This is a genomic window from Pantoea sp. JK, assembly GCF_026130245.1.
GTDB classification, from domain to species: domain Bacteria; phylum Pseudomonadota; class Gammaproteobacteria; order Enterobacterales; family Enterobacteriaceae; genus Pantoea; species Pantoea trifolii.
Window position 1 is genome coordinate 882,563 of the sequence record NZ_JAINFN010000001.1, and the last position, 24,208, is coordinate 906,770.

A 24,208-nucleotide genomic window follows, 5' to 3' on the forward strand; every position below is an offset into this window, starting at 1 on the left:
CACAAAGCAATGAAATAGTTGATTTGGGTGATAATTTAAAATCGTAGGGTCGGCATTGGTGCCGACCTGATTTACGGTGCGGGGGTTTCCACCACTTCCTGCCGTGGCCGAAACACATGATTATTACCGTCCGCCAGCAAACGTTGCAGCAGCTGCTGTCCACCACGATCGTCAGCCTGGGCGAACTGGCGTTCGGCCTCGGTAATCGGCGTGGACCACAGCAGATTTACGCGATCACCATCGCGTTTCGGCAGGCGGAACTGCGCCGCTTCCGGCGCTAAATCATTCGCCAGCAGGAAGCTTTCAAAGCCCACCGGTGCCACTTCCGACGCCAGCGTATGCCCTTCGCCAATCCAGGTCAGACGCGCCCACGGCAGATGGGCAAACTCCGCCAGCGCGCTCGCCATCTGCACCGCATTGGCTTCAGTCATCACTTCACCGTCTACCGCCATCGCCAGCTCGACGCGGCGATACTGCGGGGCCAGCTCGTCAAACAGATGATCCACCTGCGGCATCGGGCGGATTCCCATGCCCAGGGTGAGGAAGTACCAAACGCCGTTATGCAAGTGCTGCGAAATCGCCATCGGCGGCCAGTTGCCCTGATCGATGGAGTAATATTTTACCGACTCGCCAAACTGCGCCTGATAACACTGCATCAGCTCGCGCTGCACCACATCCCACAAATGGCCGTCGTGCCAGTCGCGCCAAAAGTGACGCTGCTGTTCAGCGCGCGCGTAGTATTCGTTGGTGGAGGCCGATCCCAGCGGCGCGGTCAGGCGATTCTCTTTGATGCAGGCAGCAGAAAAACTCACCTGCTTATCCTGATACAGGCTCCAGCCGGGGATCACCGCCAGCAATTGGCCGTAATACCACAGCGCGGCGCCGTCGTCGCTGGGCTCCCACAGCACCTGTAATCCCGCCGGATCGAGCATCGGCTCGGCCTCCAGCGTGCGGCAATATTCGGCACTCAGCAGCGGCGCGATGCCCTGCTCCATCGCTTCACGATCTTCCTGCGCGGGGGCAGGCAGCAGGTTACGCAGCCAGCAGCCGCGCACCGCGTATCGGCTGCGAAACAGGTCATTCGGCCAGATATAAAAATAGGCCGTACGCGCATCCTGCTCGACGATCGCGGTTAGTGTGTGTTGCTGATTCGGCACCTCAGCAATCAGAGGTTGGTGGGTCATAACGCCTCGATATTACCTGGAGGAATCCATTTTCCCCGAGAATAGAGCAGGATCGGCACTCGTGCCATGTGACACAAGGGTAAAACTCTCAAAGTGCGGTGGGAAATAGATGAGAGCGGCTTATAAATCGCCGCTTAACTGGCTGACAAGCTTCAGATTAATTTGCGATTCATTTACCATTTCGCGTGATATTGTTTGCACATTCGCCTCTTTGGAGCTGCCATCATGGTGCTGCAAAACCTCGATCTGAACCTGCGGGATGTGGTTATTTTCGTGATGTTGGTGTGGCTGTTTATCCGCTATACATGGGTGATGTCGTCGCTGACCTTGTTATTAAGTGGCGTGGCATTGCTGGTGTTATTACCGATTGATATCTATTACAGCCTGCTGCCGCTGGCGCTGATTGGCCTCGGGCTCGGCATGTTGCTGCACCATTATCAGCAACGTCAGCTGGCGCTAAAACGTCAAGCGCGCACGCCGCGCACCTACACGAACAAGCAGGATGAGCTGCATCTGTAACCTTCAGCGGCCCATGCGCTGCATCGCACGGCTATAAGCGCCGCGCTGAATCGACCAGCGCAGCAGTGCGGCGATCACCGCCATTTCCCGATCCACGCGCCACTGCGTCAGCGGCGCAACCGGCTGCTGGATCTGCTGTTGTGCCCAGTCCGGCAACAATCCCATCCCTGCTTTCAGCATCACGCGCATGGCCGGTTTTGCCTGCCAGCTGGGCGCGGGCGCGTTAATCAATAACTGCATCACCTCCAGCGTGCGCGCATCGCAGATCAACTCAGGCCGCATCATCTGAAGATACGCCTCAACCGCCTGCACGCTTTTCGGCACCCGCTGCGCACCTAGCGCTTCGGCAACGAATGCCGCTTCCTGATAATAGCGATCCTGATCGGCGAGGCTGAGCTGCGGATTCTTATAGCGCAGATGCGCCGCCAGAAAACGGCTGGTTTCCGCGACGTGCACCCAGGTGAGCAGATGCGGATCGCTGGCGGCATACGGCTTGCCCGCGTTATCAACACCGGTGACACGCAGGTGAATACGTTTGACGCGGTCGATCAGGATATGGGCATCGGCGGTATTACCGAAGGTGGTGACGGCAATAAACTGGCTGGTGCGGCGCAGGCGGCCCATCATGTCCTGACGGAAATTGGAGTGATCCCATACGCCCGCCAGCGCCGCCGGATGCAGCATTTGCAGCATCAAGGCGCTGATGCCGCCGCACAGCATGGAGGTGAAGTCGCCGTGGACGCGCCAGATAACGTGGTCCGGGCCAAATAAGCCGGGATCGCCAGGCGGTTGCGAGATGTCGAATTCGTTGAGTGACAGGCCGTTAAGGCGGAAGACTTGCTGTTGGATGCGTTCGCGGATGTTCATGGGTTTGTGCTTGTGCGGTTAATGCCCTCACCCCGGCCCTCTCCCGCAAGCGGGAGAGGGAGAGGATCGCGACGGGATTGAATTCCGCACCCATCGGTTCCCTCTCCCGCGTGCGGGAGAGGGTTAGGGTGAGGGGCATCAGCGATTACAGATAATCAAACTGCGCATCCTGAGTGCGCACCGAATCCAGTCCAATCATTACGTTGATTTTGCCCGGCTCGGCGATGTGCTGCATCTTCTGGTTCCAGAATTTCAGCGCATCAACGTCGATTTTAAACTTCACAGTCTGTGATTCACCGGCTTTCAGCATGATGCGCTGGAAGCCGCGCAGCTCCTGCACCGGACGGCTAATGCTGGCCACCGGATCGTTAAGATAGAGCTGCACCACGGTCGCGCCATCGCGTTTACCGCTGTTGGTGACGGTCACTGACGCCTCCACCGAACCGTTACGCGGCATGGTGCGTGACGACATCTTCACCGGCGATACGCTGAAGGTGGTGTAGCTCAGACCGTAACCAAACGGATAAAGCGGACCGTTCACCGCATCGTAGTAATGCGAAGTGTACTTGTTCGGCTTAGCAAAGTTGTACGGACGACCGGTTGGCAGATGGTTGTAGTAAATCGGAATCTGGCCCACGGAACGCGGGAAGGAGACCGGCAATTTGCCTGACGGGTTGTAATCGCCAAACAGCACATCAGCGATCGCGTTGCCGCCTTCGGTGCCGCTGAACCAGGTTTCCAGCATCGCATCGGCTTGCTTATCTTCATTCACCACCGTCAGCGGACGGCCATTCATCAGCACGATCACCAGCGGTTTACCGGTGGCTTTCAGCGCCGCCAGCAGCTTCTGTTGGCCAGGTGGAATAACGAGATCGCTGCGGCTAGAGGCTTCGTGCGCCATGCCTTGCGCTTCACCGACGGCGGCCACCACCACATCGGCTTTTTTCGCCTGTGCTACCGCTTCATCAATCAGCTCCTGCGGCGAGCGCTTATCCACGCTTACCGCTTGCTCATACAGATTGAGGAAGTCCTGAATGCCTTTATTGTCGCTGATGTTAGCGCCTTTGGCGTACAGCACCGTGCCTTTGCCCGCCATCGCATTGCGCATGCCTTGCAGCAGCGGGATCGATTGTTTCGCCACGCCAGCGGCCGACCAGCTGCCCATGATATCGCGCTGGCTATCCGCTAACGGTCCCACCAACGCAATGGTGGCGTCTTTTTTCAGCGGCAGCGTTTCACGCCAGTTTTTCAACAACACAATGCTTTTGCGCGCTACATCACGCGCTTCGGCGCGGTGCAAACGGCTTTCGGCATTGGTGTCCTGCGGATCGCTCTCCTTCGGTCCTAAATGGCTGTAAGGATCGTTAAACAGGCCCATGTCATATTTGACGTTCAGCACATGGCGCGCGGCATCATCCACTTCCGCCATGCTCACCGCGCCGCTCTTCACCAGGCCCGGCAGGTATTTGCTGTAATATTCGTCGCTCATGCTCATGTCGATGCCTGATTTCATCGCAATGCGCACCGCATCCTGCGGATCGCTGGCCACACCGTGTTTAATCAGTTCTTTAATCGCACCGTGATCGCTAATGGTGATGCCTTTGAACTTCCAGTCGCCGCGCAGGATATCTTTCAGCAGCCAACTGTCTGCCGTGGCTGGCGTGCCATTCAGCGAGTTGAGCGCCACCATTACGCCACCGCTGCCGGCATCCAGTGATGCTTTGTACGGCGGCAGATAATCCTGGAACAGGCGCTGCGGGCTCATGTCGACGGTGTTGTAATCTCGTCCGCCTTCCACTGCGCCGTAGGCCGCGAAGTGCTTCACGCTGGTCATGATCGAGAAGCGATCCGCCGCGCTTTTGCCCTGCATGGCTTTCACCATGCTGCTGCCCATTTGCGCGCTGAGGAAGGTGTCTTCGCCGAAGCCTTCTGAGCCGCGCCCCCAACGGGGTTCGCGTGACACATCAACCATCGGAGCCCACGTCATATTCAGGCCATCATCTGCGGCTTCATAAGCAGAGACGCGTCCCACCTCGGCGATGGCATCCAGATCCCAGCTCGCCGCCAGGCCGAGTGGAATCGGGAAGATGGTGCGCTGACCGTGCACCACATCATAGGCGAAGAACAGCGGAATTTTCAGGCGGCTGAGCTGCATCACCTGATCCTGCATGGCGCGAATATCCTGACGCGTCACGGTGTTAAAAATTGCCCCGACCTGACCATGCTGAATCATGTCGCGAACCGCCGATTTTGGCGTATCCGGTCCTACGCTGATCAAACGCATCTGCCCGATTTTTTCATCAAGGGTCATTTTGCTGAGCAGCTGATTCACAAAGGCGTCGCGCGCCTGTTCAGTCATCGGATGTGGGCCAAACAAGTCGTCCGCGAAAGCGGGCTGAATGGCTAAGGAGACAGCGAGGCTAACAGAGTAAATCCATTTCATCAGGTCGGGTTCTCTTAAGTGACTGCGCAATATCGAAATAACCGGGGCAGTTTGCCACAAGATGAGGATAGCAGGTAGCCGCCATGTCACACCGCGACCCTGTCGCTGACGCGTGCTACAGTAAATGCGCCATGTTAAAGACAAGGATAGGCCAATGAATAACAACACTTCGCACCCTACTCTGCTCGCCGAACTGCGTCGTCTGGTCGGATCGTCGAACCTGTTAACCGACGCGGAACGAACTGCGCGCTACCGCAAAGGTTTTCGCTCAGGCGAAGGCGAGGCGCTGGCGGTGATTTTTCCCGGTTCGCTGCTTGAGCTGTGGCGTGCGTTGCAGGCGCTGGTGAGCGCCGATGCGATCATCTTGATGCAAGCCGCCAACACCGGCCTGACCGAAGGTTCCACGCCAAACGGCAACGATTACGATCGTCCGGTAGTGATCATCAGCACCCTGCGTCTGGATAAATTGCAGCTGATCGACAGCGGCAAACAGATCCTCGCCTTCCCCGGCAGCACGCTGTATCAGCTGGAAAAGGCGCTGAAGCCGCTTGGACGCGAACCGCATTCGGTAATCGGTTCCTCCTGCATTGGCGCCTCGGTGATGGGCGGCATTTGCAATAACTCGGGCGGATCGCTGATCAAACGCGGTCCGGCCTACAGCGAAATGGCGCTGTTTGCGCAGATCGATGCCAGCGGCAAACTCAAGCTGGTGAACCATCTCGGCATCGATCTTGGCCATTCGCCGGAAGAGATGTTGGGGCGGCTGGATGACGATCGCTGGCAGCAGAGTGATGTGCGCTGGGATGAACGTCACGCCTCGGATCACGACTACGCCGAGCGCGTGCGCGATATTAATGCGCAGACGCCAGCGCGCTTCAACGCCGATGAGCGCCGCCTGTTTGAAGCCTCCGGCTGCGCCGGGAAGCTGGCGGTGTTTGCCGTGCGTCTGGATACCTTCCCCACTGAACCGCAGCAGCAGGTGTTCTATATCGGCACCAACAATCCAGCGGAGCTGGGCGATATTCGTCGCCATATTCTGGCGGAGTTTACCCATCTGCCGGTAGCGGGCGAATATATGCACCGCGACATTTTCGACATCGCCGAGGTGTACGGCAAAGATACTTTCGTGATGATCGATAAACTCGGCACCGATAAAATGCCGCTGTTTTTCACCCTCAAAGGCCGCGTCGATGCCTGGCTTAGCAAGCTGAGCTGGGTGAAACCGCATCTCAGCGATCGTTTATTACAGCGCGTCAGCGGCTGGCTACCGGCGCATCTGCCTAAGCGCCTTAAACAGTATCGCGATAAATATGAGCATCACCTGATGCTGAAGATGTCTGGCGACGGCGTGGCCGAAGCGCAGGCCTATCTGACCGAATATTTCCGCGAAGGCGGCGGCGCGTTTTTCGCCTGCGACGCCAAAGAGGGCGCGCACGCGTTCCTGCATCGCTTTGCTGCCGCTGGTGCTGCGGTGCGTTATCACGCGGTGCATGCCGATGAAGTGGAAGACATTCTGGCGCTGGATATCGCGCTGCGTCGTAATGATGAAGAGTGGTTTGAGCGTCTGCCAGCCGAGTTCGATAAGGATGTAAGTCATCGTCTCTATTACGGCCACTTCTTCTGCCACGTGTTCCATCAGGATTACATCGTGAAAAAAGGCGTGGATGCGCACGCGCTGAAAGAGAAGATGCTGGCGATATTAGCCGCGCGCGGTGCAGAATACCCGGCCGAACATAACGTCGGCCATCTGTATCAGGCGAAACCGCAGCTGAAGGCGTTTTATCAGCAGCTGGATCCTACCAACAGTTTTAATCCGGGGATTGGTAAAACCAGTAAGCAGAAGGGTTGGGCGGTGAAGGTTTGAGACCGAGAGGTTATGGTAAAGGTGGCCATGAATGGCCACCCTACGGATTTATGGCAACGGATCGCTTTGCTGATCTTGTGCCGCAGCCATGGCGCGGCGCTCGATAATCATGGTTTGCGGCGTTGACAGCATAATGCCCTCTTTGCGCAGACGCGTCAGAATATCGAACAGCAAATCACTCTTGGCGCCGGAAATCTGGCGCTGACCCGCCACGTTGCCAGTGACGCTTAACACGATGCCCGCCGGCGTCAAATCTTTGAACGACACGGACGGCTCCGGCGTCTCCAGAATGCGTTCATTCTCCTGATACACTTCCAGCAGAATTTCACGCACGCGCACCGGATCAATATCCAGCGGGAAGGTCAGCAAGATGGTGACCACGCCTTGCGCATTGCCCATGGTGGCGTTACGCACGTTCTGCGAGATAAACTGCGAGTTCGGCACAATCACCGTTGATTTGTCGCCCAGCTGAATTTCGGTGGCGCGCACGTTGATGCGACGGATATCCCCTTCAATGCCGCTGATGCTCACCAAATCGCCGACTTTCACCGGACGTTCGGTCAACAGAATCAGGCCGGAGATAAAGTTCTTCACAATCTCCTGCAAACCAAAACCGATACCAACCGACAAGGCGCTGACGATCCACGCCAGCTTGTTCCACTGCAGGCCCATGATCGACAGCGTCAGCAGGATAATCAGCACGTAACCGATGTTGCTGAACAGCGTCACCAGCGACACGCGCATGCCAACGTCCATGGTGGTTTTGGGCAGGAAATCTTTATCCAGCCAGCGACGCACCGAACGCAGCACGTAAATCCCCACCACCAGACAAAGAATCGCATTGACCATGTGCGCCGGCACAATGTTCAGCGACTCCAGCCCTTTACCGCCCCAGAATTCAATCACCTTCTGGATCAGCTCAATCGGCGTTGATGAGGCAAACGTGCCGTTTAGCAGCGCCAGCGCCAGAATCGCAATCAGCAAGGTTTTACCCAGCGCGCTGAGCAGCGTCGCCGCCTGTTGCAGGTAGCGCTCATCGATATTCAGCGTGGTTTGCAGGCGCTTGCCGGTAGCATTGCTGATGGAGAACAGGCTTTCGCAGCCGTCATTCACCAGATGGCTGAGGAAGTAGAACGAACCAAACAAGATGCCGCACCAAATCACCTCATAACTCAGGAAGCGCGCCAGCGTGACGTAACCGATAATCAGCGATATCAGAATGCCCAGCGCCGTCAGCATTAACGCCAGCTGTACCAATCCCACCAGCGTTGAGCGCGCTTCAGGCTGATGACCTTCCTGCACCATGCGGCGGCGTACGCGGTTGATGCGCATGCCGATCGCCAGTCCGGTGCTGCCAATCAGCAGCGCGGTCAAGCCGTTAGCAAAAATAGTGGTGTTCAGACTGGTGCCGACGCTGTAGTTGAAGGCTTCCACCGTCTGGAAAACAAACACCAGCGCGGCGGTGAATGGCGGGAACGGCTTCAGTGCCAGCGCTACTTCGTTGGAGATGGCCGGCAGACGCCAGCTTGGGCGACGCGTTGAGAGGAACGCGCGGCCTAAACCGGCAATCAAGCCGCAATAGACGCTGAGCTGCACCAGACGCTCGACAAAATCCTGCACATCGCCAGAGACTTCGTCGCGGCGCGTAAAGGCCAGCGCGATGAAGTTGAAGGTGAGTACCACCGCCGCCAGCGTGGTGAGCGCGGTGGTAGCGGCGAGGAAGCTGCGACGTAAGCGCCCTTCCGGCATTTTATGAATGCTGACCCAGGCAAAGAACTCTTCGCTGTAGCGGCGTCCCAGCGTCATCACCAGCATCGCCGCAAACAGCCAGGCGATGGTGCCAAAACGCCAGCCCGATTCCCACGACAGCGCGGCGGTGTCCTGCAATTCGGCGATAAAATCGCTGATCTTCTCGCCATCCAGATCCTGACTGCTCATCACCGGCGCCCAGAAACGCGGGCCGAGGATACTGCCGGAGTTCAGCGCCAGCTGGCTTTTCAGCTGGTCACGACGCAGGTTGACGATCTGTGATGACAGCACCAGTGCACCATTTTTGATGCCATCGGCTTGTTTGATCTGATCGTCCAGCTTGGCTTTCTGGCTCTCCAGCGCCGCACGTTTGCGCGTCACTTCGGGCGTCTCTTTTACGCCGCTGTCGGCTTTCGGTGCCGGGCCGAGCACCGCTAACTGGGCATCCAGCTGCTGCCCCTGCGGGATCAACGCCTGGCCGAGGGTTTCGGCATTACCGGAAAGCTCGAGCGCCATCTCATTAAGCTGGTTGAGCTGACTTTCATTGGTATCGCCTGAGACCTGACCTTTAATTTTGTCGAGAATTTTCTGCATCTTAGGCAGCTCGACCGAGGCATTAACCTTCGGTGCGGCGTCTTCTGCCTGATCGTTGGGCGGCGTGTCGGCGGCCACGCTCAGCGTGGGGGCTAACAGCACGAATAGCAGTAAAAACGGGGTAAACAGATGACGAAACTTGAACATATGAATGAGATTCCAGCGCAATAACAGCCGATAAACGCAAGTGCGATCGTGAATGGCGGCTAGTTTAAGACGTTGCCGACACTGAAACTATAGGAATGAAGGTGTAAAACTTTGGCGCTTACGATAAGCGTTTTTGCAGGTGCCCGGAAGCACCTGCGGGAGAATTATTCGTTATTGGCCGTCAAACCGGACTTCTGCTTTTTATACGCCAGCGCTGCGGCCGGAACCGGTGCGGCTTTGCCGGTTTCCAGCCAGTCGCGCAGGCGATTAGCATCGGCGAAATGGGTGTATTTGCCAAAGGCATCCAGCACCACCAGCGCTACCGGACGGTTGTTGATCACCGTGCGCATCACCAGGCAGTGCCCGGCTTCGTCGGTGTAACCGGTTTTGGTCAGCTGAATACGCCAGTCGTTTTTGTACACCAGATGATTGGTGTTACGGAACGGCAGCGCGTAGTTCGGATGTTTAAATACCGCAGTATCTTCTTTGGTGGTGCTCAGTTCGCCAATCAGCGGGTACTGACGCGTGGCTTTCACCAGCTTAACCAAATCTTCCGCGCTGGAAACGTTCTGAATCGACAGGCCCGTCGGCTCCACATAGCGCGTGTGCGTCATGCCAAGTGCACGCGCTTTGGCGTTCATGGCGCGGATAAACGCATCGTAACCGCCCGGATAGTGATGCGCCAGGCTGGCGGCAGCACGGTTTTCCGAGGACATCAGCGCCAGCAGCAGCATGTTGCGGCGGCTAATTTCGCTGTTCAGTTTGACGCGGGAGAACACACCGCGCATCTCAGCGGTATGGCTGATATCCACCGACAGCATTTCATCCATCGGCAGTTTGGCATCCAATACCACCATCGCCGTCATTACTTTGGTAAGTGAAGCGATTGGACGTACGCGGTTAGGATGGCTGGAAAACAGCACTTTGCCGTTTTCCAAATCAACAATCATGGCACTGCCGGAGGCGATTTGCGGTTGAGCAATCGGCGCCAGGTTCGAGAGTGCCGCCGGCGCAGCGTACGCGGGCGTTACAGCGGCTGGCGCGGCGACAAACAGCGCCAGCGACAGCAAGGAAATACGCATTTTTGCAGACATCGTGTCAAAAAAATCCGGTAAGGAGTTTGCGCTGTGTTGAGACACAGGCCGCCCGCAACAATCCAGACAGGATGCGGGCTGGCAGCAGTATCATACGCACTTACCTGAGAAATTTCTTATAGAGATTGTTTCCGGGCGTTAAAAAGGTCGCCATGAATGACGACCTTGCGGGTTAACTGCATTTTTTTGTAGGGCCGCCATTTATGGCGACCTGGCTAACCTCAGAACAACCGTGGCCCGTAACCCCACAGAACCACCGTCAGCGCCAGCAGCACTTCAAACACCAGCACACCAATCGCCAACGTTGAACCGGAGAAACGCAGGCTCTCTTCACGGTCGATGCTCAGGAACACCGGAATGCCGACATAAAGCAAATAACCGGTATAAACCAGCGCCACCGCGCCCGCCAGCACGCAAAGCCATACTAATGGATAGAGCGCCACCAGCCCGCTAAGGAACAGCGGCGTTGCCACATAGCCGGCAAACACCGTGCAGCGCTGCAGGCTAGGACGCTGCGGGTAGTTACGTGCCATCCAGTGGATCACCCGCCCCATTACCGCCACGCCGCCGAGAATAATCAGATAGAACAGAATGCCGAGACCGATACCGGTCAGTAGATTGAGTTGTACGAATTGCCCTTCGCCCAGATTCCAGCCCAGTTGCGTGGTCCCGATAAAGGCGCAGATCACCGGGATCGCCGCCATTAACAGAACATGATGGGTGTAATGGTGCGAAACGCTCTCATTTTCCTGTTTAATATCGCGCATTTCCTGACCTGGATGCGCCAGTAAACCCCAGACATGATTCATACATCTACTCCTTTGCTGCGATGGGCTGCCCTTACAGCTAACGGCCTGATCAACGGAGGCAGCGTTAACTCAAGTATAATCGTCAGCGCCGTTTTTGCGGGTCGCCACACAAATTAAGCCGCTGGTATACACTAATAACGATTTCACACTTTGCAGGGAGGATAATTTGCATCTCGATATCAATGGATTAATCACCCAATACGGTTATCTGGCGCTGCTGATTGGCTGTATCGCTGAAGGGGAAACGTTCACGCTGTTGGGCGGGGTGGCGGCGCATGAAGGCTTATTGCACTTCAGCGGCGTGGTGCTGGCGGCAATGGCGGGCGGCATCATTGGCGATCAACTGCTGTTCTGGCTAGGACGTCGTTATGGCACGCGTATATTGCGTCGTTTCAGTAAACATCAGGAAACTATCGGCAAAGCTAATCGGCTGATTCGCAAACATCCCAGCCTGTTCGTGATTGGCGTGCGCTTTATGTATGGCTTCCGTATTGTCGGGCCGATCATCATCGGTACCAGCCATCTCAAGCCGCTGCGCTTCTTTATTTTGAATGTGATTGGCGCGGCGCTGTGGTCACTGATCTTTGTCTCGCTGGGCTACTTCGCCGGACAGATCGTTGCGCCCTGGCTGCACAAGATCGATCAGCACCTCAAGCCGGTATTGTGGCTGGCGGCAGCGGTGATTTTCGGCATTGTCCTGCGCTTTATCATTCGCCACTGGAACCGCCGCCGCGCCGGTTAATTATTGATGGTAACCCTTAAACTGCGGATTGGCCAACATAAAACCACCGTCGACAATAAACGATTGTCCGGTGGTATAGGTTGCCCACTCCGAACAGAGCCAGGCCACTAAACTCGCCACTTCGCGCGTATCGCCGGGACGCCCAATCGGGATTTCCGGCATACGTCGCCCTTGCTGATCATCTTTCATATCGTTCATTGCGGTGGCAATCGCGCCCGGCGCGACCGCGTTCACCAGAATATGGTGCGGCAACAGACTCAATGCCATCGACTTGGTCAGGCCACCAAGCGCATGTTTCGCGGCGGTATAGGCGGTGGCATCCGGCAGCGGCGTGTGTTCATGCACCGAGGTGATGTTGATGATGCGTCCGCCGTCGCCCTGATCCACCATATGGCGCGCGGCAATCTGCCCGCACAGAAACGCGCCATCGACATCCACATTGAACACCTTGCGCCAATCCTCAAAGGTGACGTCGAGAAAGTCGGCTTTGGTCATCACGCCCGCATTGCTCACCAGTACATCGATACGTCCCAGCGAGTTGATCAGTTGCGCCAGTTGCTGTGCGCCAGCTTGCGGATCGGCGAGATCAACCTGCCGCACCTGCGCCTGCTGTCCACGGCTCTCCACCATGCGTGCGGTTTCCTGGGCGCCCTCTTCATCCGAACTCCAGGTGATGCCAAGCGTATAGCCCGCTTCGGCCAGCATCACCGCACAGCTGCGACCAATGCCAGAACTGGATCCGGTGACCACAGCGACTTTCTGTTTTCCTGAACTCATAACATTCTCCTGATTGAGGGTGTCTTAACAGTATAGAAGTTATCCTTCTGTGCCTCAGCGCCGCCGAATCTGCCGTTTCGTCTATAGTTAACAATTACATACGGATTAGGGGGCACGATGAGCGAGATAAAACGAAGAATAGACGACCACGGTGTGATCGGTGATTTACGCACCTGCGCCCTGATCGCGAATGACGGCACCATCGATTATTTATGCTGGCCGGAGCTCGATAGCCCGTCGGTTTTCGCCGCCTTGCTCGACAGCGATGAGGCAGGCCTTTTCTCCCTCGCGCCGGACTGGAAACATGCCCGCCAGCAGCAGCTTTACCTGCCGGATACCAATATTCTGCAAACCCGCTGGCTGGATGACGCGGGCGTGGCAGAGATCACCGATTACATGCCGATTTGCGATGAACACAGCAAAGTGCCGCGTATCGTGCGTCGCGTGAAGATGGTACGCGGTACGGCAAAATTTCATCTGCTGTGCGCCCCGCGCCATGACTATGCCCGCGCCGAAACCACCACCGAACTGCGCCCCGGCGGCATTGCGTTTCTGGCACCCGGACAACCCACGTTGCGCCTGAGCGCTACGGTGGTGATGACGCGCGAAAATCACAGCGCGGTAGCGGAATTCACCCTGAAAGCCGGTGAAACCGCCGAATTTGTCTTTGGCAACGATGACGATGCCAACGTGGCCAGGATCGCTACCGAGCAGTGTTTCCATGACACGCTCCAGTACTGGCGGCGCTGGAGCAGCCACAGTTCCTATCGCGGCCGCTGGCAGGAGATGGTGACGCGTTCGGCGCTGGCGCTGAAGCTGCTGACCTCGCATCAGCACGGTTCAATCGCCGCGGCCGCCACCTTTGGTTTACCGGAAGAGTTGGGTGGCGAGCGAAACTGGGATTATCGCGCCTCATGGATCCGCGATGCCTCATTTAGCATGTACGCGCTGATGCGCCTCGGCTACACCGAAGAAGCGCGTGACTTCACCAAGTGGGTCGGCCGCTGCGTCGAGCACAGCCACGACGACACGCCGCACTTACAGGTGATGTATCGCCTCGACAGCGGCACCGAGCTGCATGAAACCGAGCTGCTTAATCTTTCCGGCTACGCCAATTCGCGTCCAGTACGCATCGGCAATGATGCCTGGCGTCAGACGCAGCTCGATATTTACGGTGAGTTGATGGATGCCATCTATCTCGCCAACAAATATGGCGAAGCGATTTCGCATCGCGGCTGGAAGTACGTCTCCGATATGATCGATTACGTCTGCGCAAACTGGAATCAGCCCGATGCTGGAATCTGGGAGATGCGCGGTGAACCAGAGCATTTCCTGCACTCACGCCTGATGTGTTGGGTCGCGCTCGATCGTGCGCTGCGATTAGGCATGAAGCGTTCATTGCCGATGCCATACGAACGCTGGGATCGGGTGCGCAGCGAGATCCGCGATGATATCTGGCAGAACTTCTGGAACCCGGAACTGGGCCATTTCACCGCCACGCGCGGCGGAACATTTCTTGATGCGTCGATGCTGTTGATGCCGCTGGTGCGCTTTGTTAGCTCCACCGATCCCGACTGGATTTCGACGCTGGACGCGATTAAAACGCATCTGGTGAGCGACGGTTTAGTTCGACGCTATAACATTCACGAGACGCCTGCCGATGCTTTAAAAGGTGGAGAAGGCTCTTTTGCCGCCTGCTCATTCTGGTATGTGGAGTGTCTGGCGCGTGCGGGTCGCGTACATGAGGCGCATTTTGAGTTTGAAAAGCTGCTGAGTTACGCCAACCCGCTTGGTCTGTATGCCGAAGAGTTCACTTCGCACGGTGAAGCGTTGGGTAACATGCCACAGGCATTGACGCATCTGGCCTTAATCAGTGCCGCTTTTTTCCTCAATCGTAAACTGAGTAATGAAGTGACGCTGTGGCAGCCGTGAAAATTCACTTTTTGGGCTGCGGATCCAAGAGAATTGTCTGGTAAAGACAAGGAATTGCGTAAAGTATCTGCAGCCAGTAAAAATCCTGATTTCCATCAATGCGTCAATGCACATATAATGCGCAGCGGGTCATACTGACCACGATGGATTCGACACACTGACAAGCCTGAAACATGGCCATAACGACTTGAAAAACATGAAAATGAGCATTCGCGCGTTCGCTTCACTCGCCCTCGCACTGGCGGCGTTCAGCCAGTCGGCATTTGCAGTAGTCTATCCGCTGCCGCCGGCTAACAGCCGTCTGATCGGCGAAAACATTGAAATCACTGTCCCTGATGACAGCAAACTTCCGCTGGAAGCCTTTGCTGCACAGTATCAGATGGGCCTCAGCAATATGCTGGAAGCCAATCCGGGCGTTGACGTTTATCTGCCAAAAGCTGGCACTAAAATGATCATCCCACAGCAGCTGATTCTGCCTGACGCGCCGCGTGAAGGCATCGTGATCAACAGCGCTGAGATGCGTCTTTACTACTACCCGAAAGGCACCAAGACCGTGGTCGTGCTGCCAATCGGTATCGGCGAGCTGGGTAAAGATACGCCGGTCAACTGGACAACGGCGGTTGAGCGTAAGAAAGATGGCCCAACCTGGACGCCAACCAAAGCGATGCACGCAGAATATGCGGCACGCGGCGAGAGCATTCCTGCGGTGTTCCCGGCTGGCCCGGATAACCCGATGGGTCTGCACGCGCTGTATATTGGCCGCCTGTATGCGATTCACGGTACTAACGCCAACTTCGGTATCGGCCTGCGCGTGAGCCACGGCTGCGTGCGTCTGCGTGCTGACGACATTAAATGGCTGTTCGACAACGTGCCGGTTGGCACGCGCGTTCAGTTCATCGATCAGCCGGTGAAAGCCACCGTTGAGCCAGATGGTTCGCGTTATGTGGAAGTGCACAATCCGCTGTCGACCACCGAAGAGCAGTTCAACTCACGCGAAGTGGTGCCGATTAACCTGACTTCCGCGGTGACCAAAGTGATTGCCGATGCCAGCACCAACCAGGATGCGGTCAACAACGCTATCCAGGCGCGTAACGGTATGCCGATCAAGATTAACGGTCCAGCAGGCGAGGTTCAGCCAGCACCGGTTCCGGTTCAGGAGTCTTCTGACGCATTGCCGAAAGAAGAGCCAATGACACCGCAAGGTATCAACGGTGCAGCGCCAGCGGCGCAGCCGACCTCCAGCCTGTAATCACGGTTGAAGATGTGAAGAGCCAGCCTGCGGGCTGGTTTTTTTGTGCGCGCATTAACAAGGTCGCCATGAATGGCGACCCTACGGAAACGGCAAGATCGCCATTTATGGCGAAAGCGTCCGTTCCGGGTTTTGTAGGGTCGCCATTTATGGCGACCTGGCCAAATCAATCACGCGGTCGTCGAAACGCCAGCCACCCCGCCACCAGCGTAAACGCCAGCACCACCAACACCAGCAGCAAAAAACCGTGCGGATTATTCGCCAGCGGAATCCCGCCCACATTCATACCAAAAAATCCCGCCACGATATTGATCGGCAGCGCCAGTACGGTAATCACCGTCAGCAAAAACAGCGTGCGGTTGCTCTGCTCCATCAAACGCGCGGCGATCTCTTCCTGCAACAAACGAATCCGCTCCATCAAACTCGCCAAATCATTCAATGCTACGCTGAACTCTTCAGTAAAAATCCGCAGCTCGCCTAACGGTTCGCGCTTCAGCCATTTGGGCGGACGATTCAACAGGCGGAACAGCGCCGCCGGTTCCGGTGCCAGCAAACGCTGCACGCGCAGCAGCATACGGCGCAGTTGCCCCAGCTCGCGGCGATTAGTTTTGATCGCCGCACTCAGCAACCGCTCTTCAATCGCATCCACCGCCTGACTGGATCGCCGTACCACTTGCTCCAGCTGCGCTTCCTGCTCGCCGAGCAGCCACAGCAACATAGCATCCGGCTCCGCGAACTTCAGGCGATCCATCTGCTGATGCATGCGCTCAATCATGCCAACCGGACGAAAACGCGCGGTGACCACCACTCGCGGGCAGCACCACATCCACAGCGTGGCGTTCTGCGTGCTGCGCTCCTCCTTACTGAAAGTCACGTCATTGAGCACCGCCAGCAGCGCATCGTTTTGATGGGCTAAACGGGTGCGCGGCGAAGCCGAATGTATCTCATCGAAAAAGTCGTGGTCTACGCCAAAGTGGTCCTGAACCCAACGCTCTGCTCGCGCGTGATTCAGGTTGATGTGCAGCCAGATAAAGTACGACTCCGGCAGCTGCTGCTGCGCCAGCTGGGCCGCTTCGCGCGCATTGAGGCGCTGGGGCGGCGACGCGGGGGTAAACAGATAACCGTGAATCAATCCGGCGACTTCATTGTTGAAGTCCGGCAGCGAGGCGAGTGGTAGTACGGGCTGGAGCATTAGCAGGTCATTCCGCAGCGGTCAGATCCATAGCGTGCGACAGCTTTGTTGCAGCACGATGACACAGCGTGATCGCCATCATCATTCTGTCATACAAACCACGTATCACACTGCCAGTAACGGATGCCGTTCGAGCATCGTGATTTAACACTGAGGTGTTTTATGGCTGAAAACAGTTTACCTGCATCGACCTCCTCGTCCCACAGCGGACGCCCGAACCTTAACCGCGGCAACGGTCCAGCCTCACGCCTGATCTTTGTACTGTTGCTGATTGCTGGGCTGATGTATGCCGGCATTAACCTGTTTAACGACGTGGAAGAGACCGGCGCGCCGGTCACCAGTTATACGCCGTTCGTACTGCTTGGCGTGGCGCTGATCATCGCGCTCGGCTTTGAATTTGTGAACGGTTTCCACGATACCGCCAACGCCGTTGCTACGGTGATCTACACCCATTCGCTGTCGCCGGGCGTGGCGGTGATGTGGTCCGGTTTCTGTAACTTTTTGGGCGTGCTGCTCTCCAGCGGCGTGGTGGCGTTCGGCATCATCTCGCTGTTGCCGGTAGAGTTGATTCTGCAAGCGGGCAGCGGCCACGGCTTTGCCATGGTGTATGCGCTGCTGTTCTCGGCGATTATCTGGAACCTCGGCACCTGGTATTTTGGTTTGCCGGCCTCCTCTTCGCATACGTTGATCGGTTCGATCATCGGCGTTGGCGTGGCGAACGCCTTGCTGCATGGCCGCAGCGGCACCAGCGGCGTGGATTGGGATCAGGCGATTAAAGTCGGTTACGCGCTGCTGCTGTCGCCGATTGTTGGCTTCGTCTGCGCCGCGCTGCTGCTGCTGGCGATGAAAGCCTTTATCCGCAATCGCCAGCTGTATGAAGCGCCGAAGGGCAATCAGCCGCCGCCGGTATGGATTCGCGGCTTGCTGATCCTCACCTGCACCGGCGTCTCTTTCGCGCATGGCTCGAATGACGGCCAAAAAGGCATGGGCTTAATCATGTTGATTCTGGTCGGCACCATGCCGATTGCCTATGCGCTGAACCGCTCGCTGCCGCCGGAACAGATTCCGCGCGTCGCCGCCTTAACTCAGGTGACGGAACAGCAGCTGTTGATGCTGCAACCAGCGCCCGCCGCCATGCTCGCACCGCGTGAAGTGCTGACCGAATTCGTGCGTACCAACCAAAATCGCCCGCAAGTGATACCGGCGCTCGGCATGATGCTCGGCGATATTGGCGATCAGATTCGCCGCTACGGCGCGGTGGAGAATATTCCGGCGCAGGCGGTGACTAACACGCGAAACGACATGTATCTGGCATCGGAAACCATCAAGCATCTGCAAAATGCCAAAGTGACGCTGCCGGAAGAGACCGCACGCAACCTGGCGGCGGTGAAGAAAGAGCTGGATGCCGCGACGCGCTTTATCCCGATGTGGGTGAAAGTGGTGGTGGCGATAGCGCTGGGCCTCGGCACCATGGTTGGCTGGCGTCGCATTGTGGTCACGGTGGGCGAACGCATCGGTAAAACCCATCTCACCTACGCGCAAGGGGCCAGCGCCGAACTGGTGGCAATGGCGACCATTGGCGCGGCGGATGTGTTTGGCCTGCCGGTTTCCACCACGCATGTGCTCTCTTCGGGCGTCGCCGGATCGATGGCTGCCAACCGTTCAGGTTTGCAACTTTCCACCATCCGCAATCTGGCGATGGCGTGGGTGCTGACGCTGCCGGTTTCTGTTTTACTTTCGGGGCTCCTTTACGCCCTGTTTATCCACCTGTAACGGGAGAAAATGATGGCGACCCACGACAATAGCTTCCACAGCGAGACCTTTAATCAGCGTCTGCTGCAGGAGTTTTACGACAGCTACGACGAAGAGCTGGAGATGGAGCTGGATGACCTGCGTTTTAATGACAGCGGCGAGCCGCAGGCGGATGACGATAAAGCCTTTCGTCGCCGCTATTTCCGCGAACTGCTGCATCTGCAAGGCGAGCTGGTGAAACTGCAGGATTGGGTGATGCGTACCGGACATCGCGTGGTAATCCTGTTTGAAGGGCGCGATGCGGCGGGGAAAGGCGGCGTCATCAAACGTATCACTCAGCGTCTCAATCCGCGCACCTGTCGCGTAGCCGCCCTGCCCGCGCCCAACGATCGCGAGAAAACGCAGTGGTATTTCCAGCGCTATATCGCCCATCTGCCGGCAGCCGGTGAGATTGTGATGTTTGACCGCAGCTGGTACAACCGCGCGGGCGTTGAGCGCGTGATGGGTTTCTGTAACGAAGATGAAGTGGAAGAGTTTTATCGCAGCGTGCCGGAGTTTGAAAAAATGCTGACGCGCAGCGGCATCCAGATCATCAAATACTGGTTCTCGATCACCGATGAGGAGCAGGAGCTGCGCTTCCTCAGCCGTATTCACGATCCGCTTAAACAGTGGAAGCTGAGCCCGATGGATCTCGAAAGCCGTCGTCGCTGGGAAGATTACACCGAGGCGAAAGAGGAGATGCTGGAGCGCACCAACATCCCCGAAGCACCGTGGTGGGTGGTGCAAGGCGTGGACAAGAAACGCGCGCGCCTTAACTGCATCAGCCATTTGCTGCAGCAGATGCCGTACGAAGAGAGCGAAGCCAAACCGATTATGTTACCGCCGCGCGAACGTTCTGAAGACTATCGCCGCGCGCCGGTACCCGAGCACATGGTGGTGCCTGAGAAATACTAAAGCGCTTGCGCGGCCGTCTGGCTGCGGTGCTGCTGGTGCAGGCGCAGCGTAATCATAAACGCGCCCAACACCATCAGCGCTGCCGCCAGATAGACCGATTGCATGCCCCAATGACCGATCAGCAAGCCCGCTACCGGCCCAGTTAATCCCAGCCCTAAATCAAGAAACGCCGAATAGGTGCCGAGCGCCGAACCCTGATCCTGCTGCTGGACGCGCTTCACTGCTTCCACGCCCAGCGCCGGGAACACCAGCGAGAAACCGCCGCCGGTAAGGAACGCGCCCAAATCCACCAGCCAGATACTGTCGGCCTGCCAAATCAGCAGCAATCCAGCACACTCCAGCACAAACGACACCAGCGCCACTTTCAGGCCACCTAAACGCGTGATGTAGCGGCCAAAACCGAGGCGTACAATCACAAAGCCGAGGCTGAACAGTGTCAGCGCGAACGCGGCACCGCTCCAGTCGCGGCTGGCGAAATAGAGGGTGATAAAGGTGGAGATCACGCCAAAGCCGATGGTGCCAAAGCCGAGCGCCAGGCCAAACATCCACACGCGACTGACCACGCGATGAAACGGAATGCGCACGCCGGCGGTAACGCTGACGCCCGCTTTGCGGCTCGCCATCCAGAATCCGGCAACGCCCATGATCGCCACCAAACCGGCAAAGCCGCTGATGCCAAACCACTGATTAAGCAGCACGCCAAGCGGCGCACCAATCGCCATGGCGAAATAGGTCGCCACGCCGTTCCACGAGATCACGCGCGCGGTTTGCAGCGGGCCGACAATGTTCATGCCCCACAGCGTCGATCCGGTGCTGCTGAAGCTTTCACCGACGCCGAGGAACAAGCGCCCCGCCGCCAGCAGCGCCAGGCTTAGCAGCGGCATATCGCTGCACAGCGCGGCGATAATCGATAACACGCCGCTCATGCCGCAGAACACCAATCCCATCATCACCACGCGTTTTGGACCGTAGCGATCCGCCAGACGACCGGAGTGCGGGCGACTTAACAGCGTGGCGAAGTACTGCAGGCTGATGATCAATCCGGCGATGAATGAGCTGAATCCAAGCTGGTTATGCACGAATCCCGGCAGCACTGCCAGCGGCAAACCCACCGAAAGGTAGCAAAAGAAGGTGAAGACAATGACGGAGAGAATACGTTTATTTAACTGAGCGTTACTCAGTACAGCGGCGTCAGACATGGAAGGTGGCGTCGGGCATGATGATGAAATTGAACGACAACTATAACCTTAGCGTGCTAAGAGATCGCGGATTTTTTAGTTATAAAGTTTTAATCGTTTTTTTAGGAGAGGTCACCATGAATGGCGTAATGCTTGTCAGTTAAGCCAACGATGAGTGCGCAGGCCGGGGCCACTTTTGGTCCTGCGGTCCTCGCGCCGCTATCGCGGTACCTTCACTTTGCTCGTCTGCCTGACGGACCGGCGGAGACGGGACCTCCATGTCCCGGCTCCGCCTTTCGCCCGCGTCCTGCGGGCTCTCCTGGCTTCCTCGCTTCGTTCAGCGCTGCGGATTGCCTGCCCAAAAGCGACCCCGGCCTGCTTCTTAGCTTCCGTGCGTGTTGTTGAAAACGGCTCAATTTTGAGAGGCGCTGGCGCGTCTGCTGCGGCAAAAGGGCCATTCGCAGCGCTGCGGCTTTTACGTTGGGCCAGGAGCCTCGCGCATGGATGCGTGAGGCAGTTCGGGGCCGGCCAGGACGGCCGATCCGCGAACGGTCCGTTGGCACGACGTGAAAGCCGAAGGCACCGCGCTAGCGGCGCGAGGACGGCCCGTGACGCAGCAGATGTGTCAGAGCCCGCACCAGTTTAAAGCAACATGCTTTCTTAACTGACGAGTATTACGCCATGAATGGCGACCCTACGAGGATTTGATTAATGCTGCGGCATGGCGCTCGATTGCGGTGGCGATGTCGGCGGAGACTTTGAGGGTGCGGACTTCGCTGAATAAGCCGTCGGCTTGGTGATACGCCTTGCGCAGGTAGCCAAGCCACTGCTTGATGCGCGCCACGTGATACATGCCGGTATCGCCCTGCTTTTCCAGCTGGGTATACTTCAGTAACAATGCGACCACATCAGGCCACGGCATCGGTGCTTCGTTGTACTTCACCACGCGCGCCAGATTCGGCACGTTGAGCGCACCGCGCCCAATCATCACCGCATCACAGCCGGTAATACGCATGCAATCCTGCGCATCCTGCCAGTTCCAGATTTCACCGTTGGCGATCACCGGAATGCGTAAACGCTGGCGGATTTCGCCAATCGCCTGCCAGTTAATGCTTTCGGCGCGATAGCCATCTTCTTTGGTACGGCCGTGCACCACCAATTCGCTGGCACCGGCTTGCTGCACCGCATCGGCGATCTCAAAGCGACGATCGCCGGAATCCCAGCCAAGGCGCACTTTCACCGTCACCGGCAGATGATCCGGCACCGCTTCACGCATCGCTTTCGCGCCGCGATAGATCAGTTCGGGATCTTTCAGCAAGGTGGCGCCGCCGCCGCTGCCGTTTACCAGCTTCGACGGACAGCCGCAGTTGAGATCGACGCCCCAGGAACCGAGTTCCACCGCGCGCGCGGCGTTCTCTGCTAGCCACTCGGGATATTGCCCGAGCAGCTGCATGCGAACGCGCGTGCCTGACGGCGTGCGGCTGTGGTTATGCAGCTCAGGACACAAACGATAGAAGGATTTTACCGGCAGCAGCTGATCGACCACGCGCAAAAACTCGGTCACGCATAAGTCATAATCATTAACCCCGGAGAGCAGCTCACGCACCAGCGAATCAAGCACGCCCTCCATCGGCGCCAGCAAAACCCTCATGACGTTAGGCGTTCCCGGTTTTCTTTGGTGCCGGGCGACGACGACCGCTGTTGGCGGCTGGCGCGGCCTGGCTTGCGCCCTGCGCTGGACGACGCGCTGGACGCGCTTCACCCTGCGGACGTGGTGCATTGCCGCTGTGTGGACGAGAGACGTTGCCGCCCTGTCCGCGACCCTGGCCTTGACCACGTCCACCTTGGCCGCGACCGCCGCCCTGCTGCTGACGACCGTTCTGGATGGGCTCGGCTTTGATGCTTGGATCGACTTCGAAACCAGGCAGCTCGATGCGCGGGATTTCACGCTTCAGCAGACGCTCAATGTCACGCAGCAGTTTGTGTTCATCCACACACACCAGCGACAGTGCCGCGCCGGTAGCAGCTGCACGGCCGGTACGACCGATACGGTGCACGTAATCTTCCGCCACGTTTGGCAGCTCGTAGTTCACCACGTGTGGCAGCTCTTCGATATCCAGACCACGCGCCGCGATGTCGGTGGCGACCAACACGCGAATGCCGCCAGATTTGAAGTCAGCCAATGCACGGGTACGCGCGCCCTGGCTCTTGTTGCCGTGGATCGCGGCGGCAGTGATGCCGTCTTTGTTCAGCTGTTCAGCCAGGTGGTTGGCGCCGTGTTTGGTACGGGTGAACACCAGCACTTGCTGCCAGTTATCACGACCAATCATCAGCGACAGCAGTTCCCGCTTGCGCTTCTTATCCACGAAGTGCACTTGCTGAGAAACCTGCTCAGATGCGGTGTTACGACGCGCCACTTCAACCTGTTCTGGGTTGGTGAGCAGTTTTTCCGCCAGCGTTTTGATCTCGTCAGAGAAGGTGGCCGAGAACAGCAGGTTCTGACGCTTAGCAGGCAGACGCGCCAGCACGCGACGGATGTCGTGGATGAAGCCCATGTCGAGCATGCGATCCGCTTCATCCAGCACGAGGATTTCAACCTGTGACAGATCAACCGCGTTCTGGTGTGCCAGATCGAGCAGACGGCCCGGTGTTGCCACCAATACGTCAACGCCGCCGCGCAGTTTCATCATCTGCGGGTTGATGCTCACGCCGCCGAAGACCACCAGCGAACGGATATCCAGATATTGGCTGTACTCACGCACGTTCTCGCCAACCTGAGCCGCCAGTTCGCGGGTTGGGGTAAGGATCAGCGCACGCACCGGACGACGGCCACGCGCCGTGGACGGTTTTGCAGTCAGACGCTGCAGCAATGGCAGCGTAAAGCCGGCGGTTTTACCGGTGCCGGTTTGGGCGCTCGCCAGCAGGTCACGACCAGCCAGCACCACAGGAATTGCCTGACGCTGAATCGGCGTCGGCTCTTGGTAGCCTTGTTCTGCTACCGCACGCAAAATATCGGCACTTAAGCCGAGAGAGTCAAATGACATGCAGGTGTATTACTCCGAACCGTCCTGATCGCCGTGGGCGATGTAGTTTTCAGGAGGGATATGACGCAAGCGCGAGGCTCACGTGTGAAAAGGGCACAAACTACCATGCGTAAGGGCG

General features: G+C 57.5%; 18 protein-coding genes. 7 read left to right on the forward strand and 11 right to left on the reverse strand.

Translation table 11 applies throughout. From position 1 onward, the window contains the following. Positions 1-71 precede the first annotated feature (71 nt). Entirely contained in the window at positions 72-1,184 is a 1,113-nt protein-coding gene (locus tag PanJK_RS04240) for a suppressor of fused domain protein (protein ID WP_265297315.1), read from the reverse strand. Positions 1,185-1,409: 225 nt separating this feature from the next. Here PanJK_RS04240 and PanJK_RS04245 point away from each other — a divergent pair, with 225 nt between their 5' ends. Further along, the gene (locus PanJK_RS04245) at positions 1,410-1,703 is read left to right on the forward strand and encodes a hypothetical protein (protein WP_008102643.1); all 294 of its coding nucleotides are present in this window, start codon (positions 1,410-1,412) and stop codon (positions 1,701-1,703) included. A gap of 3 nt (positions 1,704-1,706) precedes the next feature. On the opposite strand, the gene PanJK_RS04250 is transcribed toward PanJK_RS04245, so the two are convergent. Further along, positions 1,707-2,570, reverse strand: a complete 864-nt coding sequence (locus tag PanJK_RS04250) for an oxygenase MpaB family protein (protein ID WP_265297317.1) — start codon at positions 2,568-2,570, stop codon at positions 1,707-1,709. Positions 2,571-2,715: 145 nt separating this feature from the next. Continuing rightward, positions 2,716-5,013 (reverse strand): beta-glucosidase BglX, encoded by a 2,298-nt coding sequence (bglX, locus tag PanJK_RS04255; protein ID WP_265297320.1) that lies wholly within the window; start codon positions 5,011-5,013, stop codon positions 2,716-2,718. A 154-nt stretch (positions 5,014-5,167) separates the two neighbouring features. Between bglX and dld the strand changes: the two genes are divergently transcribed. Next, positions 5,168-6,877, forward strand: a complete 1,710-nt coding sequence (gene dld, locus PanJK_RS04260; RefSeq protein ID WP_265297322.1) for a D-lactate dehydrogenase — start codon at positions 5,168-5,170, stop codon at positions 6,875-6,877. 48 nt (positions 6,878-6,925) lie between these two features. Here the strand turns inward: dld and PanJK_RS04265 are convergent, their stop codons facing one another. The 3 genes from PanJK_RS04265 to PanJK_RS04275 all read right to left on the reverse strand — a co-directional run bounded on the left by PanJK_RS04265 (position 6,926) and on the right by PanJK_RS04275 (position 11,270). Further along, entirely contained in the window at positions 6,926-9,367 is a 2,442-nt protein-coding gene (locus PanJK_RS04265; RefSeq protein ID WP_265297324.1) for a DUF3772 domain-containing protein, read from the reverse strand. A 164-nt stretch (positions 9,368-9,531) separates the two neighbouring features. Then, the gene (pbpG, locus tag PanJK_RS04270; protein ID WP_265297326.1) at positions 9,532-10,461 is read right to left on the reverse strand and encodes a D-alanyl-D-alanine endopeptidase; all 930 of its coding nucleotides are present in this window, start codon (positions 10,459-10,461) and stop codon (positions 9,532-9,534) included. 221 nt (positions 10,462-10,682) lie between these two features. After that, the gene (locus PanJK_RS04275; RefSeq protein WP_258144801.1) at positions 10,683-11,270 is read right to left on the reverse strand and encodes a Yip1 family protein; all 588 of its coding nucleotides are present in this window, start codon (positions 11,268-11,270) and stop codon (positions 10,683-10,685) included. A gap of 166 nt (positions 11,271-11,436) precedes the next feature. On the opposite strand from PanJK_RS04275, the gene PanJK_RS04280 reads away from it, so the two are divergent. Continuing rightward, positions 11,437-12,012, forward strand: coding sequence for a DedA family protein (locus PanJK_RS04280; RefSeq protein ID WP_008102658.1), 576 nt, complete (start codon positions 11,437-11,439; stop codon positions 12,010-12,012). Here PanJK_RS04280 and PanJK_RS04285 read toward each other — a convergent pair whose 3' ends face one another. Next, positions 12,013-12,789, reverse strand: coding sequence for an SDR family oxidoreductase (locus tag PanJK_RS04285; RefSeq protein ID WP_265297331.1), 777 nt, complete (start codon positions 12,787-12,789; stop codon positions 12,013-12,015). 117 nt (positions 12,790-12,906) lie between these two features. On the opposite strand from PanJK_RS04285, the gene PanJK_RS04290 reads away from it, so the two are divergent. Together PanJK_RS04290 and PanJK_RS04295 are read left to right on the forward strand one after the other, a co-directional pair. Then, positions 12,907-14,721 carry a glycoside hydrolase family 15 protein gene (locus PanJK_RS04290; protein WP_256695979.1) on the forward strand — a complete coding sequence of 605 codons (1,815 nt, stop codon included), beginning with the start codon at positions 12,907-12,909 and terminating at the stop codon, positions 14,719-14,721. Positions 14,722-14,917: 196 nt separating this feature from the next. Beyond that, a complete protein-coding gene (locus tag PanJK_RS04295; RefSeq protein WP_265297335.1) occupies positions 14,918-15,970 on the forward strand; it encodes a L,D-transpeptidase family protein in 1,053 nt (350 codons plus the stop codon). Positions 15,971-16,136: 166 nt separating this feature from the next. Here the strand turns inward: PanJK_RS04295 and PanJK_RS04300 are convergent, their stop codons facing one another. Continuing rightward, positions 16,137-17,162: a transporter gene (locus tag PanJK_RS04300; RefSeq protein ID WP_008102665.1), complete on the reverse strand. Its 1,026-nt coding sequence runs from the start codon at positions 17,160-17,162 to the stop codon at positions 16,137-16,139. Between the two features lie 162 nt (positions 17,163-17,324). Between PanJK_RS04300 and PanJK_RS04305 the strand changes: the two genes are divergently transcribed. Then, positions 17,325-18,935, forward strand: a complete 1,611-nt coding sequence (locus PanJK_RS04305; RefSeq protein ID WP_265297338.1) for an inorganic phosphate transporter — start codon at positions 17,325-17,327, stop codon at positions 18,933-18,935. A gap of 12 nt (positions 18,936-18,947) precedes the next feature. Further along, the gene (gene ppk2 / locus PanJK_RS04310; protein ID WP_008102671.1) at positions 18,948-19,868 is read left to right on the forward strand and encodes a polyphosphate kinase 2; all 921 of its coding nucleotides are present in this window, start codon (positions 18,948-18,950) and stop codon (positions 19,866-19,868) included. On the opposite strand, the gene PanJK_RS04315 is transcribed toward ppk2, so the two are convergent. The 3 genes from PanJK_RS04315 to rhlE form a co-directional block, all read right to left on the reverse strand. Beyond that, a complete protein-coding gene (locus tag PanJK_RS04315) occupies positions 19,865-21,067 on the reverse strand; it encodes an MFS transporter (RefSeq protein ID WP_256695976.1) in 1,203 nt (400 codons plus the stop codon). The two genes, ppk2 and PanJK_RS04315, sit on opposite strands and share 4 nt — an antisense overlap. 673 nt (positions 21,068-21,740) lie before the next feature. Further along, positions 21,741-22,697: a tRNA dihydrouridine(16) synthase DusC gene (gene dusC, locus PanJK_RS04320; protein ID WP_256695975.1), complete on the reverse strand. Its 957-nt coding sequence runs from the start codon at positions 22,695-22,697 to the stop codon at positions 21,741-21,743. A gap of 4 nt (positions 22,698-22,701) precedes the next feature. After that, entirely contained in the window at positions 22,702-24,090 is a 1,389-nt protein-coding gene (gene rhlE, locus PanJK_RS04325; RefSeq protein ID WP_256695974.1) for an ATP-dependent RNA helicase RhlE, read from the reverse strand. Between the last annotated feature and the right edge of the window lie 118 nt (positions 24,091-24,208).